The sequence below is a fragment of the bacterium SCSIO 12844 genome, from assembly GCA_024397935.1.
In the GTDB taxonomy this organism is placed as follows: domain Bacteria; phylum Pseudomonadota; class Gammaproteobacteria; order Francisellales; family Francisellaceae; genus M0027.
Genome location: CP073743.1, coordinates 2,086,895 through 2,101,183 on the forward strand (window position 1 = coordinate 2,086,895; position 14,289 = coordinate 2,101,183).

15 protein-coding genes are annotated in these 14,289 nt (G+C 33.4%); 8 read left to right on the forward strand and 7 right to left on the reverse strand.

Going from position 1 to position 14,289, the window contains the following annotated elements:
• Nucleotides 1-14: 14 nt before the first annotated feature.
• Nucleotides 15-1,367, reverse strand: coding sequence for a chloride channel protein (locus KFE69_09330; GenBank protein UTW44049.1), 1,353 nt, complete (start codon nucleotides 1,365-1,367; stop codon nucleotides 15-17).
• An 86-nt stretch (nucleotides 1,368-1,453) separates the two neighbouring features.
• A complete protein-coding gene (locus KFE69_09335) occupies nucleotides 1,454-2,386 on the reverse strand; it encodes a Ppx/GppA family phosphatase (protein ID UTW41706.1) in 933 nt (310 codons plus the stop codon).
• Nucleotides 2,387-2,531: 145 nt separating this feature from the next.
• On the opposite strand from KFE69_09335, the gene trxA reads away from it, so the two are divergent.
• From trxA to KFE69_09360, 5 genes are all read left to right on the forward strand, one after another.
• The gene (trxA, locus tag KFE69_09340; GenBank protein UTW41707.1) at nucleotides 2,532-2,852 is read left to right on the forward strand and encodes a thioredoxin; all 321 of its coding nucleotides are present in this window, start codon (nucleotides 2,532-2,534) and stop codon (nucleotides 2,850-2,852) included.
• A gap of 123 nt (nucleotides 2,853-2,975) precedes the next feature.
• Nucleotides 2,976-4,238 (forward strand): transcription termination factor Rho, encoded by a 1,263-nt coding sequence (gene rho, locus KFE69_09345; GenBank protein ID UTW41708.1) that lies wholly within the window; start codon nucleotides 2,976-2,978, stop codon nucleotides 4,236-4,238.
• 5 nt (nucleotides 4,239-4,243) lie between these two features.
• Nucleotides 4,244-5,713: a 4-hydroxy-3-polyprenylbenzoate decarboxylase gene (gene ubiD / locus KFE69_09350; protein UTW41709.1), complete on the forward strand. Its 1,470-nt coding sequence runs from the start codon at nucleotides 4,244-4,246 to the stop codon at nucleotides 5,711-5,713.
• Between the two features lie 3 nt (nucleotides 5,714-5,716).
• A complete protein-coding gene (locus KFE69_09355) occupies nucleotides 5,717-6,028 on the forward strand; it encodes a TusE/DsrC/DsvC family sulfur relay protein (protein UTW41710.1) in 312 nt (103 codons plus the stop codon).
• A gap of 77 nt (nucleotides 6,029-6,105) precedes the next feature.
• The gene (locus KFE69_09360; protein UTW41711.1) at nucleotides 6,106-6,279 is read left to right on the forward strand and encodes a hypothetical protein; all 174 of its coding nucleotides are present in this window, start codon (nucleotides 6,106-6,108) and stop codon (nucleotides 6,277-6,279) included.
• A gap of 143 nt (nucleotides 6,280-6,422) precedes the next feature.
• Here KFE69_09360 and KFE69_09365 read toward each other — a convergent pair whose 3' ends face one another.
• Entirely contained in the window at nucleotides 6,423-7,727 is a 1,305-nt protein-coding gene (locus KFE69_09365; GenBank protein ID UTW41712.1) for a transposase, read from the reverse strand.
• A 70-nt stretch (nucleotides 7,728-7,797) separates the two neighbouring features.
• Nucleotides 7,798-8,406, reverse strand: a complete 609-nt coding sequence (locus tag KFE69_09370) for a hypothetical protein (protein ID UTW41713.1) — start codon at nucleotides 8,404-8,406, stop codon at nucleotides 7,798-7,800.
• 159 nt (nucleotides 8,407-8,565) lie between these two features.
• Here KFE69_09370 and KFE69_09375 point away from each other — a divergent pair, with 159 nt between their 5' ends.
• Together KFE69_09375 and KFE69_09380 are read left to right on the forward strand one after the other, a co-directional pair.
• The gene (locus tag KFE69_09375; protein ID UTW41714.1) at nucleotides 8,566-8,799 is read left to right on the forward strand and encodes a hypothetical protein; all 234 of its coding nucleotides are present in this window, start codon (nucleotides 8,566-8,568) and stop codon (nucleotides 8,797-8,799) included.
• Between the two features lie 3 nt (nucleotides 8,800-8,802).
• The gene (locus KFE69_09380) at nucleotides 8,803-9,375 is read left to right on the forward strand and encodes a Fic family protein (protein UTW41715.1); all 573 of its coding nucleotides are present in this window, start codon (nucleotides 8,803-8,805) and stop codon (nucleotides 9,373-9,375) included.
• A 58-nt stretch (nucleotides 9,376-9,433) separates the two neighbouring features.
• On the opposite strand, the gene KFE69_09385 is transcribed toward KFE69_09380, so the two are convergent.
• Both KFE69_09385 and KFE69_09390 read right to left on the reverse strand, forming a co-directional pair.
• Entirely contained in the window at nucleotides 9,434-10,378 is a 945-nt protein-coding gene (locus KFE69_09385; GenBank protein UTW41716.1) for a hypothetical protein, read from the reverse strand.
• A gap of 342 nt (nucleotides 10,379-10,720) precedes the next feature.
• Nucleotides 10,721-11,167, reverse strand: coding sequence for a hypothetical protein (locus KFE69_09390; GenBank protein ID UTW41717.1), 447 nt, complete (start codon nucleotides 11,165-11,167; stop codon nucleotides 10,721-10,723).
• Nucleotides 11,168-11,680: 513 nt separating this feature from the next.
• Between KFE69_09390 and KFE69_09395 the strand changes: the two genes are divergently transcribed.
• Nucleotides 11,681-13,393, forward strand: coding sequence for a pyruvate oxidase (locus KFE69_09395; protein UTW41718.1), 1,713 nt, complete (start codon nucleotides 11,681-11,683; stop codon nucleotides 13,391-13,393).
• A 1-nt stretch (nucleotide 13,394) separates the two neighbouring features.
• On the opposite strand, the gene KFE69_09400 is transcribed toward KFE69_09395, so the two are convergent.
• The gene (locus KFE69_09400) at nucleotides 13,395-14,180 is read right to left on the reverse strand and encodes a hypothetical protein (GenBank protein UTW41719.1); all 786 of its coding nucleotides are present in this window, start codon (nucleotides 14,178-14,180) and stop codon (nucleotides 13,395-13,397) included.
• Nucleotides 14,181-14,289: the final 109 nt, after the last annotated feature.

A 14,289-nucleotide genomic window follows, 5' to 3' on the forward strand; every position in this document is an offset into this window, starting at 1 on the left:
TGTTACAAAGCCTATCATTTTATTTTATCTTTTTGTTTACTTTCTTTAACTTTATCTAAATAGCGTTTTGCCAATGCATGATAGAGCGGTTCTCTACAAATTGCCCTAGATACAGTTGTCGCAATAATAGAGCTAATCATAATAGGCAGTAGCATATTACTTGTTGCCGTATCAGTCATCTCTGAAACGATAATAAATGCAGTAATTGGACTTTGTACAACCCCTGAGAAGTAAGCAACCATGACTAATAATACAATTGCTCCTTGATACTCAGGCGTAAAAAAGTGAGATATCATACTGCCAAAACCTGCCCCTGCTGATAATGACGGTGCAAATATACCACCTGGAATTCCACTTAAGTAGGTTAATAATGTTGCCAGCATTTTATAAAACCCATATAAAATACTAGTCGATTGACTATCACCTGTAATTACTGCTTTAGCTGCTTCATAGCCACTACCATAAGTCTCACCATGTGAAATCAAACCAATTAATGCAACAGCTAGCCCTAAAATCCCTGCTATCCATAAAGGATGCCGTCTGACAACACTAAGCATTTGTCCTGAAATATAAATTAAAAGCCAACTAAATAAGCCACCTAATAAGCCACCTAAAACAGCACAAACTAATATAATAAACCAACCATCTTGAAATATATTTAAACTGGCAGAAGATGAACCAAAATAGGTATAGTCTCCCAAAAAACCCATTGCAACAATACCAGATAATACAACCGTTGTAATAATCGTACCGCTAACACCTTTTTCATAAGAACCTGCTAACTCTTCAATTGCAAAAATCACTCCAGCTAATGGTGCGTTAAATGCTGCAGCAATCCCTGCTGCCCCTCCAGCTAGTAATAATCCTCGCTCAACATCATCTCGTTTAAATTTATCTAATTTACCAAAAAAGTTCATCACTGATGCACTTAACTGTATGGTTGGCCCTTCTCGACCAATTGATGCCCCACACATAAACCCTACAATGGTTAACCCAAATTTACCTAATGCTATACGAATTGAAACCAATCGACTCCTGCGTTTTGCATTTTTAACTTGAAGTGCTGTCATTACTTGTGGAATACCACTACCTTCTGAACCATCAAACATATAGCGCATCACATAGACAATTAGCATAAAACCAACAGGTGTAATGACTAATGGCCAATAAGGGTAATTGCCTGAAAAACGTAAAAACCAACTATTAACATGATCACATAAATAAGCAAATAAAACACAAACTAAGCCAACTGAAATACCACCTCCCCAAAAAATAACACGTCGTCGCCATACAGATATCGACATTAATTTTTTAGATTCAACTAAGAGTGTTTTTTTCTTTAAGGATTTTAAGCTTTCAATTTTCATACTGGAAATATACTTATGTGTCATGCGTTTTTAAACGCCTTTATTCTATATCTCTATGCTTGAGTATTCAAACTATTATCATAAGATTAGAGAAACATTTCATCAACCATTTCAAAAAGCATTCCTTCCCTTAAGGCTCCATTTGATTGATACATCAAATCAATATTGAGCAGATCAAAAATAGCATATAAAACACAAAAACCACCGGGTAAAATATTTTCTCTATCTACTCGCAAACCTGGTAATGAAATTGCATCAACCACCTTTAACTCGATCAGTTTTGCACAAATACCATCTAAGCCAGATTTAGAAATTTCTCCTTGATTCCAATGTAGTGCTTTCATTACAGAGGCAATTGAGCGAATCGTACCCGATGCACCTAGTGTTCGTTGCCAACCAATTTGTTTATAAGTCTTAATAATTGGTTTTAGAACCTCTTTAGTATATGTAATTGCAGAAACAAAATTACTCAATGATAATTTGTTATCTGAAAAAAATTGATCTTGGACACTAACACAACCCACTTCAAGACTTTCAAGCTCAATAATATCTCGCCCTTTACCAATAACAAGTTCTGTACTACCGCCACCAATATCAATTATTAAAGCCTGCTCTTTATCTAAGTTTGCCATCTTTGATGCACCAACATAAATTAACCTTGCTTCTTCCAAACCTGAAATCACTTCAATTTCAGCTCCAAGTACATTTGATGCCTTCATTAAAAACGCTTGATTATTTGCTTGTGCTTTTCTTAAGGTATAAGTTCCTAAAGCTTTTATATCAGTTACCGCATACTTTTTAATTGATTCAGAAAAATTCCCCAAACACTCTAATGCTTTACCCTGCACTTCAGTTGATAAATGACCTTCATTATCTAAACCTGAACGTAACTGGACTTTATACTTATTTCGATAGAGTGTTTTAATCTGATAACTTCCACTTGTTCCAATAACACTTGAGATTAGCATATGAAAACTATTTGAACCTAAATCAATTGTTGCCAATATTTTCTCATGCATAAATTAACTCCCAAATAATCCTTTGACTTCATGTAGAAATTAGCTAACATAATACGCAAAAAGCTACGTATTTAAAATTTAAAAGCGTTAGATTTCTTAATTTTTAGGATAATATACTTAATTGAATAGTTTTAGGAGAACATAAATGAGTGTTGTTAATGTAACTGACCAAAATTTTGAAAGTGAAGTCATTCAATCAGATTTACCTGTAATTGTAGATTACTGGGCGCCTTGGTGTGGACCTTGTAAAATGATTGGTCCTTTGTTTGAAGAACTTGCTGGCTCTCACAGCGACAAAATTAAATTTGTTAAAATTAATGTTGATGACAATCCAGAATCCCCAACTAAATATGGTGTTCGCGGCATTCCAACTTTAATGATTTTTAAAGATGGCGGCGTTGAAGCAACCAAAGTTGGTGCAATGAGCAAACAACAACTAATTGCTTTTATCGAAAGTAACCTATAATTATTTTTTTTTCTTTCTATTATCTGCTATGATACTAAAAAATCATTAGTTCAAAATTACATCTAGAATATTTTTCAATGAGATATGTTTAACCCAACAACCTACTAAAAGAGATCATCACTAATGAATCTAACTGAGTTAAAACAAAAGTCTATACCGGAATTGATGGAGCTTTCTCAATCACTTGGACTTGAAACAACCGGACGTGTGCGTAAGCAAGAGCTAATTTTCACCATTTTAAAAGGTCACGCTGATAGTGGTGAAGATATTTATGGTGAAGGCGTCCTAGAAGTACTTCAAGATGGTTATGGCTTTTTACGTTCTGCAGATAGCTCTTACTTTGCTTCTCCGGATGATATTTATGTCTCACCTACATTTATTCGTAAGTTAAATTTAAGAACAGGCGATAGTATTGTCGGTAAAATACGTCCACCAAAAGATAATGAAAGATATTTTGCAATCAAACACATTGATTCAGTCAACTTTGACTCGCCTGAAGTTGCTAGAACAAAAATTCTATTTGAAAACTTAACACCACTATTTCCTGAAGAGCGTTTACGCATGGAAATGGGCAATGGTACAACCGAAGATATCACAGCAAGAGTGATTGATCTATCTTCACCATTTGGTAAAGGGCAACGTGGCTTGATTGTATCTCCACCAAAAGCTGGAAAAACGATGATGATGCAGAATATTGCTTCATCTGTTGCTAGACGTTACCCAGAAAGCTATCTGATTGTACTTTTAATTGATGAACGCCCTGAAGAAGTAACTGAAATGCAACGCTCTGTTCAAGGCGAAGTTGTTGCTAGTACATTTGATGAACCTGCCGCACGCCATGTCCAATTAGCTGAACTTGTCATAGAAAAAGCCAAGCGGATGGTTGAACATAAACAAGATGTTGTTATTTTACTTGACTCTATTACACGTCTAGCACGTGCTTATAACACAGTTTCTCCTTCTTCTGGTAAAGTTTTATCAGGTGGTGTTGAGGCCAATGCCCTACAACGCCCTAAACGCTTTTTTGGTGCTGCTCGTAATACAGCTGAAGGCGGTAGCTTAACGATTATTGCAACTGCCTTAATAGACACTGGCTCTAAAATGGATGAAGTCATTTTTGAAGAGTTTAAAGGTACAGGTAATATGGAGCTTCATCTAGATCGCCGCATTGCTGAAAAGCGAGTTTATCCTGCTATTAACTTTGCTAAATCTGGCACGCGTCGTGAAGAGCTATTAACACCAAAAGAAGAATTACAACATATGTGGATTCTGCGTAAAATTCTTCATAACATGGATGAGATTCAAGCAATTGAATTTTTAACTGAACGTATGAGAAACACAAAAACCAATCAGGACTTTTTCACTGCTATGAAACGTGGTGGCTAATCTCAATGACTCAATATCATGATTTAAGAGATTTCCTTAAGTGTTTAGAAGATAAAAATGAATTAAAAAGAATCGCCTATCCCGTTAGCCCAACACTTGAAATGACTGAAATTTCTGACCGCGTACTCAAAAATAAAGGTCCAGCACTTTTATTTAATAATCCAAGTCATCAATCAAAAATTCCTGTATTAACCAATCTCTTTGGCACCCCTGAGCGTGTTGCAATGGCAATGGGTGCTCAATCAATTGATGCATTAAGAGATATTGGTAAACTACTTGCTTATTTGAAAGAACCTGAGCCACCCAAAGGGTTTAAAGATGCAATAGAGAAGTGGCCCGTCTTTAAGCAAGTACTTAATCTTTCACCAAAACACATTAAAAAGCCCTTATGCCAAGAGATCATTTTAAGAGGTAATGAAGTTAACCTCTGGGATTTACCTATTCAGTTATGTTGGCCAGAAGATGCAGCCCCTTTAATTACTTGGGGCCTAGTAACCACTAAAGGCCCAAACAAAGAGCGCCAAAACTTAGGTATTTATCGTCAACAAGTATTAGATAAAAATAAACTGATTATGCGCTGGTTATCACATCGTGGTGGCGCACTAGATTTTAAAGAATTTTGTCAAAAAAACCCTAACAAACCTTTTCCGATTGCCGTAACTTTAGGCACAGATCCTGCAACGATTCTTGCAGCAGTAACACCTATACCAGATACCTTATCAGAATATGCCTTTGCAGGCCTTCTACGTGGTAATAAAACTGAGCTTACAAAATGCACCACACATGATTTAGAAGTTCCAGCCAATGCAGAAATTGTGCTTGAAGGCTTTATCTACCCAGGTGAAACTGCACCTGAAGGGCCTTATGGCGATCATACAGGTTACTATAATGAAGTAGAACAATTCCCTGTTTTTACTGTAGAAGCAATCACCATGCGTTCTAATCCAATTTATCATAGCACCTATACTGGTAGGCCACCTGACGAACCAGCAATTCTAGGTGTTGCGTTAAATGAAGTATTTGTGCCTATCTTACAAAAGCAGTTTCCTGAAATTACAGACTTTTATTTACCACCTGAAGGCTGTTCTTATCGACTGGCTGTTATTAGCATCAAAAAACAATATCCAGGCCATGCTAAACGCATCATGATGGGAATTTGGTCATTTCTACGCCAATTTATGTATACTAAATTTGTTATTGTTGTTGATGATGATATTAATATCCGTTCATGGGAAGATGTTATTTGGGCAATGACAACTCGAATGGATCCAATTCGTGATACAACGATGATCGATCATACACCGATTGATTATCTTGACTTTGCATCTCCTATTTCAGGCCTTGGTTCAAAAGTTGGTTTTGACGCAACAAATAAACTACCAGGTGAAACTAATCGTGAGTGGGGCAAACCAATTACTATGTCTAATGATGTTAAGCATAAAATTGATCAGATCTGGAATGAGCTGGGGTTGTAATATATGAACTACCCTACTGATAAAGATGGATTTTTACTTCAATTAGATTTATGGGATAAAGCATTTGCAGAACAAACTGCTGAAAATGAAAAAATCAAATTAACCCAAGCGCATTGGGAAGTCATCTATTTTTTACGAGATTTTTATCAAGAATATCAAACTTCACCTGCCATTCGAGCACTAGTTAAAGCACTAAAGCTTAAATTTGGTGATAAAAAAGGTACAAGTCTTTATTTGCAAAGCTTATTCCCTGAAAGCCCTGCACGACAAGCTGCTAAAATTGCTGGATTGCCAAAACCTAGTAAATGTATTTAATAATGATAATGATATCAATAATCAAACCTTCCTCTCTTAGCTGCTCTCTCTAAGCCTTCATCATTATCATCTCTTTCATGCAAAAAGAGGTATTTCCCCCCCTGCTGTTGCTGTTGCTGTTGCTGTTGCTGTTGCTGTTGCTGTTGCTGTTGCTGTTGCTGTTGCTGTTGCTGTTGCTGTTGCTGAAAATATTCATCTTTAATTTCTTGAAAGTCAAGTTCTCTAATTGCAGTTCAGCTATTCCCGCTTAATTTTTCATTTAATTATTAATTCCATTAGCATTCTCATTGACAATACTTACCGCTACAGCATATGCACCGTATATTAGATTTTTATGTCTCATTAATAAATAACCGGGTATAGTTAAAAACACGATGTTCATGGCAAAATATAATTAACCAGTGTCGATGATCAATTGGGCTTTAACTTTTCCTGATAGGTGTAAATATAGCGCTTCCCAACTATTAATCTGTGCTATAAAAAAAGCACTTCTTATTCTGTCCCATAAACGACTTCTTGTCTCTAATTTTTTTAATGCCGACTTAAATAATGGACAGCATAGTTCTTGAATTTGATCTACCAAAAATGCCAATAGCATCAAAAAGCCAAATACTGTACATAAGTTGTTTGCTCCATGACCAAAATTGTGTTCAAAATTATACCCTTGATTTTTTAATGTATTAAATGTCTCATTTTCAATTTTCCAGCGTGCACGTGCTCCTGTCATTATTTTAAATACATTGTTTGAATTAAGATCAAGGTCTGTCACCCAAGTAAAATGCTGTACTTTACCTTTTTTATTTGTCTGTTTATAAGACAAAAAGTTAACCTTAATATCACTTCTAGTTTCATTTAATTCAGCTTGATTAACCCACTCAAATTCATGTTTAACACCCTCTAGTGACATCGACAAAAACTCGGATTTACTTGCTTTAACCCAGTCAAAAAGCCAGGTATGATCACTTGGTTTTACTCCTAGAATATAATGAATATTATGTTTGTTTAGGTCATCAATATGAGGGCCATTGGCATATAAGGCATCTTCAACAAAAATCATTGCTAAGTGCGGGTGTTCTTGGCGAAGACGTTTAATTAAACGTTTCGCTGCATTTCGCTCACAATCATTTTTCTTTGTTCCATCACTTTTAATAATTGGCTCAGGCGCTAATGGAATCACTTGCTTTATATCAGGATGTACAATCGAAGCACACAACATTTGATGATAATAAGTTTTTGTTCCATTACGGTGATGTTTTACACAGCAATTATCACAATGCACTTCATGTGATGAAAACATCCCTGTGCCGTCACTGGAAATCAAATAATAATCATTATAAAAACAATATTGCTCTAGAACTTTACCTCTTTGTAGATTGCTTAGTAATGCATTAAATGACTGACGTAATTGAAGATAATCAATTTCATCTAAACGTTCACGTAAATATGTATCACATGGCACTTTTTCAACTTTATATAATGAGCTAATATTATTTTTAACCAAACTGCCCTCTGATCGCATATCTTTATCAAATTTAAGTAATGAAGGATACTTCATTCCAAATACTGCCATGCCACACATCAAACAATCAACAAGTGAGTAAATGCTGGATGACTTCCTATCAGTAGCTTTTGCAAAGCTATTTCTTAATGTGTGTAATAAACCTGGTATAGATAGATGTTTTTTAAATTGATTGTTCATTGTAAAATAACTAGGTTACGAAAAATAAATATATGATCGGTCTAAAAGTCTTTATTTGCAACCCGTGTCATTAATAGCGGGAATTGCTGATTGCAGTTTTATGCTTTTCATTATAGTCCGGTTCATCACCTTCCTCTTCAAAATCAGAGTCATTACCTTCTTCAACAACAGGTTCATAAACACTAATACCAATACCTCTTGCTGAATCATAATTATCAAACTCATCATCAATAAATAAAATATCTTCTGATTCAATTGATTGGTCTATTCTTTTTCTAAGTTCACCTATTAATGCTTCTTTACAATCTTGACCTATACTTTCGACTGTTTGTAGCTTAGCATTAATTACAGTACCAGCACCAACAACATTATTTTCATTAAAAGGAGTTTGTTGATGTGGTACTTCACCAGTTTCTGTACACCACTTTTGATAAGCTCGATTAACAATATCAATAGCATTAGAGACTGGACCTCGAGTTGCAATATAAATTGGTATACCTTCACCTAAACAGTAATGCAAAAACTTCAAAAAACTAGGGTTCACATGATTGATCGGATTTTCGTACATATCAGAAAGGACTTCATAATCATCATGACCTTCCTTTAGCTCACGTAAATTAATGCCCTTAGTATGTGTTAATGTAATTGTATGATCAAAATCAAAAATAACTGCCTTCATATACTTGCAAGCTCCCCAAACTATCAATATTTATAATATTAGAAACAAAAAATAATATATTATTAATTTTTAAATATCAAGCAATTTAGTTTACACATAAATTCAGTGCAAAATAATATAAAAAATGCTATACTATTTATATAGTTGGGAGATAATATCATGAATTTATACGACTACTGTAAAAAAGAAAGTTTAGATATATCAAATTTATCTAAGTCATCCTTAGAAGCACTTGGCAGTATGTTTTTGGAAAATGTAAATCCAACTCAAGAAGAAATAAACCGACTTCGTTCAATTGATCAAGGTACAGTATCATTAGAGGATGCTTTACAGAAAACGCATGAAAAAGCAAAAAAATTAGCAAATGCTTATAAGCTAGAAGAACATGCTTAATTTATGAGTACCGACCCTTATTTATATCCTAATTCAAATGTTTTAAAAAACAAATTTGACCTATATAATCAGGATGATCTTAACAAAATAGAAAAAGAAATATATGATGTAAAAATACAAATGTCTCTACCTAAGGGGAGCTTTAATTATAATCACTTAAAGGCTATACATAAATTTTTATTTGAAGATATTTATGATTGGGCTGGACAAGAAAGACTAATCGATATTGCTAAAGATAACTCACTTTTTGCAAAACCAACTAATATTAAACATGAAATCGATAAAATATTTCATCATCTTTTAAATGAGAGTTTTGATCACTTTGGCCATTATGAAATGTGTGAAAAAATTGCTAAATATTTTAATGATGTTAATGTTGTTCACCCATTTAGAGAAGATAATGGTCGAGTTAATCGAGCTTTTTTTTCAATGTTAGCCAGAAAATATGGTTATAAAATCAATTGGAGCAATATGGATAAAAATAAATATCTCGAAGTTAATATCTTAGGTATGCATCAAGGTGACGATACCCCTTTAGCTAATTTACTATTTAAACACTCTCAATACTTAAAGTAACATATCATTATGTTATTAATAAACATATTAATTCAAGTTATGCTTTATTTAACTAAAATCACGCATTATAACTAGGTTCACTTATAGAAACTTCTGTCTCAGCTTGATTAAAAATAGCAGGTGGTGATTTTTCTAATTCTAATGGGAATCTTCTTTGCCAATCCTCCATTACATCAGATACAAATCCTTGGATTGCAACTCTTTCTTGGCTATCTTTAGGATACTGTAATGCTAGAACAGATAATTGATTACTAATCACACTCAACTTAAGCCCTATATCTTCATTAGTTGCTACTTGAGTAGTATTAATCATACTTTGAAAATCTCCAACATTTTGCAATATTGCAGGCAATAGAATTAATAACTGCTCATTTTTTGGTAATAAGTCACATAATTTATGAAAACTACTAAAAAAATGATTTATTTTAATTTCATGATCTAACGCTTTTGCTTGGTCTTTGTACTGCTCTAAAACTTCATTTGTAAGCCCTAACTGATCTAAACCAGCTTCTTTAAGAAACAAATTATAAACTTGACCATCTAACTCACCAAACTTCATTTTAAAATTATCTTCATAAAAATTTATGATTCTTGCAACATGAAATAACCTACTTTCATTTGACGAACTGTTATCGAGTCTTAAAGTATGAATGTGAGACCGATCAATATTATCAATTAGTCCAAGCCCAGCTAACTCTGATTGATGAAGTGTATAGCAACCTGCAACATCGTCTTTTATGCTATGTAATGTTTCAAGCTGTAGTTTCTGTGCTATTTCTAATGCATTGTATTCTTCTTCAGTAAAAGCATTCCTTTCATCCCAGTTTGTTAAATCTTGCTGACTTAAAATATAAGATTCATTAATTACTGCATCACTAATATCTGGCGCACTCCTATAATAACTTTGTCCCGGTTTTGTACCCATTGGAGCACCAAGATATGTTAATTGTGGAATTACAAAATGGTCAACCGCATTAAAATTTTGATGAATTACTTTTCTCATTTTACAACCCTCATATTTAAGCAACTACAATACCAATATATAATAATCAAATATAATAAGCAATACTGTAAATACCAAATACATCATTATGTATATACTTGCTTCACTCTTAAGTAAAAATTTATATTAGAAAGTTATAACTCGAGCTTATGACAAAGCTCTTCAGATTGTGTTGCTTTTGAAAATATTATTGCATTATCTTGAGTAACTTGCTTTTCCATATTTTGACTAATTTTCTTTTTGGCATAAGCAATTTGTAACTTTCCATAAGCGGACTGCTTTTCTTGACATTGCTTTGTATCTTTATCTAATTGGTAACTAATTTGATAGTGGCAATTAGTTTTACTTACTATTATTAGTTAATCCAGGTTTTCTAATTAATTCTGCAACAAAGTCTGGTATATAAGTACATGAAGTATAAATATCTTGACTATCATCACTACTACTTGTTACTTTTCCATTTTTAAACATCACCGACCCTAATAATAAACTAGCATAATGTTTATTAAATACTACTTTATCTTCATCGTTTGAATCATAGATTGTCCTATTATAGTTTTCTTGAGGGGTAAATAGTCCTGTCACATTCGTTTCATTATAGATACCAATATAACCTAATATTGGTATATTTTGTAAATAAATTCTAAGCACTCTAGCTGGAGAACATATATAGTTTTGAGAATTTTCATCGATTAACTCAGCTGCTGAATAACAGCTATTTAATATTACAGCATCTACTTGAACATCCAGTATATTTCGAATTAACTCAATCAATTTTGAAAAATTCATTGTGTGTTCCATTTCACTTTTAGCACTCTTATTTTCTCCAAATAGCCAACCTAAAGCTCCATGTAAATTAAGTACGACCCAAATGTTATTTGCTGTAGCAGATATACATTGATTTTTTACACTTGCTAAAATCTCTTTATCAGTTGCATTAAATTTAATTACTGCTTTATTAATAACTTGACAACCCTTAGCTTCAAGCGTCTTTTTTACAGAATTAAAATTAACAGCCTTATCTTTTCCACTATCAAAAGGAGAACTAATTAATAATATTTTTGGTTTATTCTTACCTTTTTAAAGTAGAAACTGGAAACAAAAATACTAACTATATGGACTATATTTAAAACAAAATAGCATATAGTATCAATAATTTAAAAGACAATATTTTCTGAAATAAATATGATCATAAATAAGCTGAATAATTTAATTGCAATAACATCCCTTCATCAATTGACTCCTAATTCTTATACTAAATTTAGCTACATATTACAAAATCAATAAAAAGGAGTTAGATTTATGGCAAAACACTCAATTGCAGCAGAGTTTGTTTATCAATTAGCCGAATACGGCATCAAACAAATCTTTGGTATCACAGGTGATGCAATGAATGCATTTACAGATGCCATTAGAAAAGATGGCAGAATCAAATGGTATACAGTAAGACATGAAGAATCAGCAGCTTTTGCTGTCAGCGCTCAAGCTGAATTATCTCAAGAATTAGCTGTTTGCGTTGGCACCATCGGTCCTGGTGCTATTCATTTAGTTAATGGTATTTATAATGCAACAAGAGATCGCTCCCCTGTTTTAGTTATCACAGGTCAAGTACCTGGCCAAGAAGCAAGAAGTGATTATTTCCAAGAAATTGATCAGAGTAAAGCATTTGATGATCCATGTGTTTTTAGTGCCATTATACAAAGTGAAAAACAAATTCCACGCCTTATCCAACAAGCTATTGAAGCTGCAGTGTCATTACGTGGTGTTGCTCATATTGCAATTCCAACTGATCTTGCAACTTTAAAAATAGAAAAAACCAACCAACCCATTCAAACATTTATCCGCAAAAATCATACCGTTATTCCTGATGAAGATGAATTAAAACAAACCATTGAATTAATTAATCAAAGTAAAAAGCCTTCTCTACTAATTGGATGCGGTGCACGAGGCGCTTCTGATGAAGTTGAAAAACTAGCTAAAAAACTAAATGCACCAGTTGCACATTCTTTAAAAGGTAGTGAAGTATTAGCTTATGATAACCCATACTCAATTGGTGGTATCGGCCATGTTGGTACACCACACGGTATGGCAGTTGTTGATGAGTGTGATTTACTTATTATGCTTGGTACTGATTTTCCTTACAGTGCATTTTTACCAACACATGGTAATATCATTCAAATTGATCTTAATCCACAAAAACTTGGCCACCGCACGCGAATTGCTTATGGCCTTATTGGTGATGTTAAATCTACAATAACTCAATTATTATCTATGCTTGAACAAAAACAAGCTGATAATCACTTAAAAAAACTACAGTCGCAAAAAGAAAAATGGCTTAAAAATACACTTGATAAATATGATGTGGATAATGGTGATATTATCCACCCCCAAACGGTATTACTAAAGGTAAGCAAATTAGCAGAAGATGATGCTATTTTTATCGGTGAAGTTGGTGAAGTAACTGTCTGGGTTGCACGCTATTTAAAAATGAAAGGTTCTCAAAGATTAATTGGTTCATATAATCATGGTTCACTTGGTGTTGGCTTGCCTGCTGCTATTGGTGCTAAAGCAAAATATCCTAATCGACAGGTTATAGCTCTTTGTGGTGATGGTGCTTTTGGTATGCTTTTAGCTGACTTAGTAACTGCTGCTCGATATGAGTTTAATCTTGTTGCTATCGTTTTTAATAATAATAAATTTGGCTTTGTTGAGTTAGAAATGGAAGCTGCAGGCTACCCTAGATTTGCTACAGATTTAGTTAATCCTGACTTTGCAAAAGTTGCTGAAGCTTGTGGTTGTATCGGTATGACTGTAACAAAGCCAAATGAATTAGAATCGACATTAGAAAAAGCACTAAAACAAACTAAGCCTGTTGTCGTAGAGGTTTTTGTTAACCCTGATGAGTTAATTATCCCTCCAGAAATTGATTTTGTTTCTGCATGGAAGTTTACAACTGGAAAAATTAAAGAAATGGTTATTGAAAGAAGTATTCAAAATTTATTTAAAATGCTGTAGATCAAACTGTACCTACTGGTGCAATGTTTGGTATTATACTTTTAACTTGATTTTTTAATATCCAAGGACAGGCACTCTCATGCCCATCAATTTGCTGGCAGTAAAATACTACCCCAGTATAATCAGCTGGATAAGCATAACCAATCGCATTATCACAGTTAACTTGTTTAATCTCAGAATTTCTATCCTCTAAAATATAACAACGTGATGATGACTTACTAAATGTTACATTAATCACATTATCTTCTTGTGAATTCATACAAAAGGCAAAATATTGTTTAAGATTTGGCCAATATTGAACTTTCATACCACAAGCAGCCATTTGTATACTACCTAAACCTTTAATTGTTTGAACTTGAAATTTCAAAGGGAATGCTCCTTGTGGTGGGTAATCTGGCATTGTAAAGGTATGACCACTAATTACTAGATGAGGTCCATTTGAAGATGAATCATCATAATGATACTGACAACCACCTAAACTATCACAGACTGAAATTTTTTGATTATTAAAATACTCATAAAACTGTATACATGCTTTATAGCGCCCACCTGTATGCGTCATCTCCCATGTATAAGTATCTCCAGGTAATATCGTACAAGTATTCCCAGGACTATCTAATTTACAATGATAATTATCTCTATCTATATAAAAATTACCATAGCCAACATCACATTTATCCATTTCCCATTTATATTTAGAGTTATTGATAATCATGCCATGGCTATTAGCCAATACTACTGATGGAAAAATAATACCTAAGCTAATTAGATATATAATCAATTTCATCTTTGCTTCCCCCTAGTTTAGCCTAATTTTTCAAAAGCTAATCACTAGCCACCAAATTTATTGTCTGATTATATTATTTAATTATTTGTAAATAAACTAGGAAAACTAC

Bases quoted from the DNA above. Each gene is read 5' to 3' on its own strand.
- KFE69_09330 (UTW44049.1), bottom strand. From the start codon at position 1,367: ATGAAAATTGAAAGCTTAAAATCCTTAAAGAAAAAAACACTCTTAGTT.
- KFE69_09335 (UTW41706.1), bottom strand. From the start codon at position 2,386: ATGCATGAGAAAATATTGGCAACAATTGATTTAGGTTCAAATAGTTTT.
- trxA (UTW41707.1), top strand. From the start codon at position 2,532: ATGAGTGTTGTTAATGTAACTGACCAAAATTTTGAAAGTGAAGTCATT.
- rho (UTW41708.1), top strand. From the start codon at position 2,976: ATGAATCTAACTGAGTTAAAACAAAAGTCTATACCGGAATTGATGGAG.
- ubiD (UTW41709.1), top strand. From the start codon at position 4,244: ATGACTCAATATCATGATTTAAGAGATTTCCTTAAGTGTTTAGAAGAT.
- KFE69_09355 (UTW41710.1), top strand. From the start codon at position 5,717: ATGAACTACCCTACTGATAAAGATGGATTTTTACTTCAATTAGATTTA.
- KFE69_09360 (UTW41711.1), top strand. From the start codon at position 6,106: ATGCAAAAAGAGGTATTTCCCCCCCTGCTGTTGCTGTTGCTGTTGCTG.
- KFE69_09365 (UTW41712.1), bottom strand. From the start codon at position 7,727: ATGAACAATCAATTTAAAAAACATCTATCTATACCAGGTTTATTACAC.
- KFE69_09370 (UTW41713.1), bottom strand. From the start codon at position 8,406: ATGAAGGCAGTTATTTTTGATTTTGATCATACAATTACATTAACACAT.
- KFE69_09375 (UTW41714.1), top strand. From the start codon at position 8,566: ATGAATTTATACGACTACTGTAAAAAAGAAAGTTTAGATATATCAAAT.
- KFE69_09380 (UTW41715.1), top strand. From the start codon at position 8,803: ATGAGTACCGACCCTTATTTATATCCTAATTCAAATGTTTTAAAAAAC.
- KFE69_09385 (UTW41716.1), bottom strand. From the start codon at position 10,378: ATGAGAAAAGTAATTCATCAAAATTTTAATGCGGTTGACCATTTTGTA.
- KFE69_09390 (UTW41717.1), bottom strand. From the start codon at position 11,167: ATGAATTTTTCAAAATTGATTGAGTTAATTCGAAATATACTGGATGTT.
- KFE69_09395 (UTW41718.1), top strand. From the start codon at position 11,681: ATGGCAAAACACTCAATTGCAGCAGAGTTTGTTTATCAATTAGCCGAA.
- KFE69_09400 (UTW41719.1), bottom strand. From the start codon at position 14,180: ATGAAATTGATTATATATCTAATTAGCTTAGGTATTATTTTTCCATCA.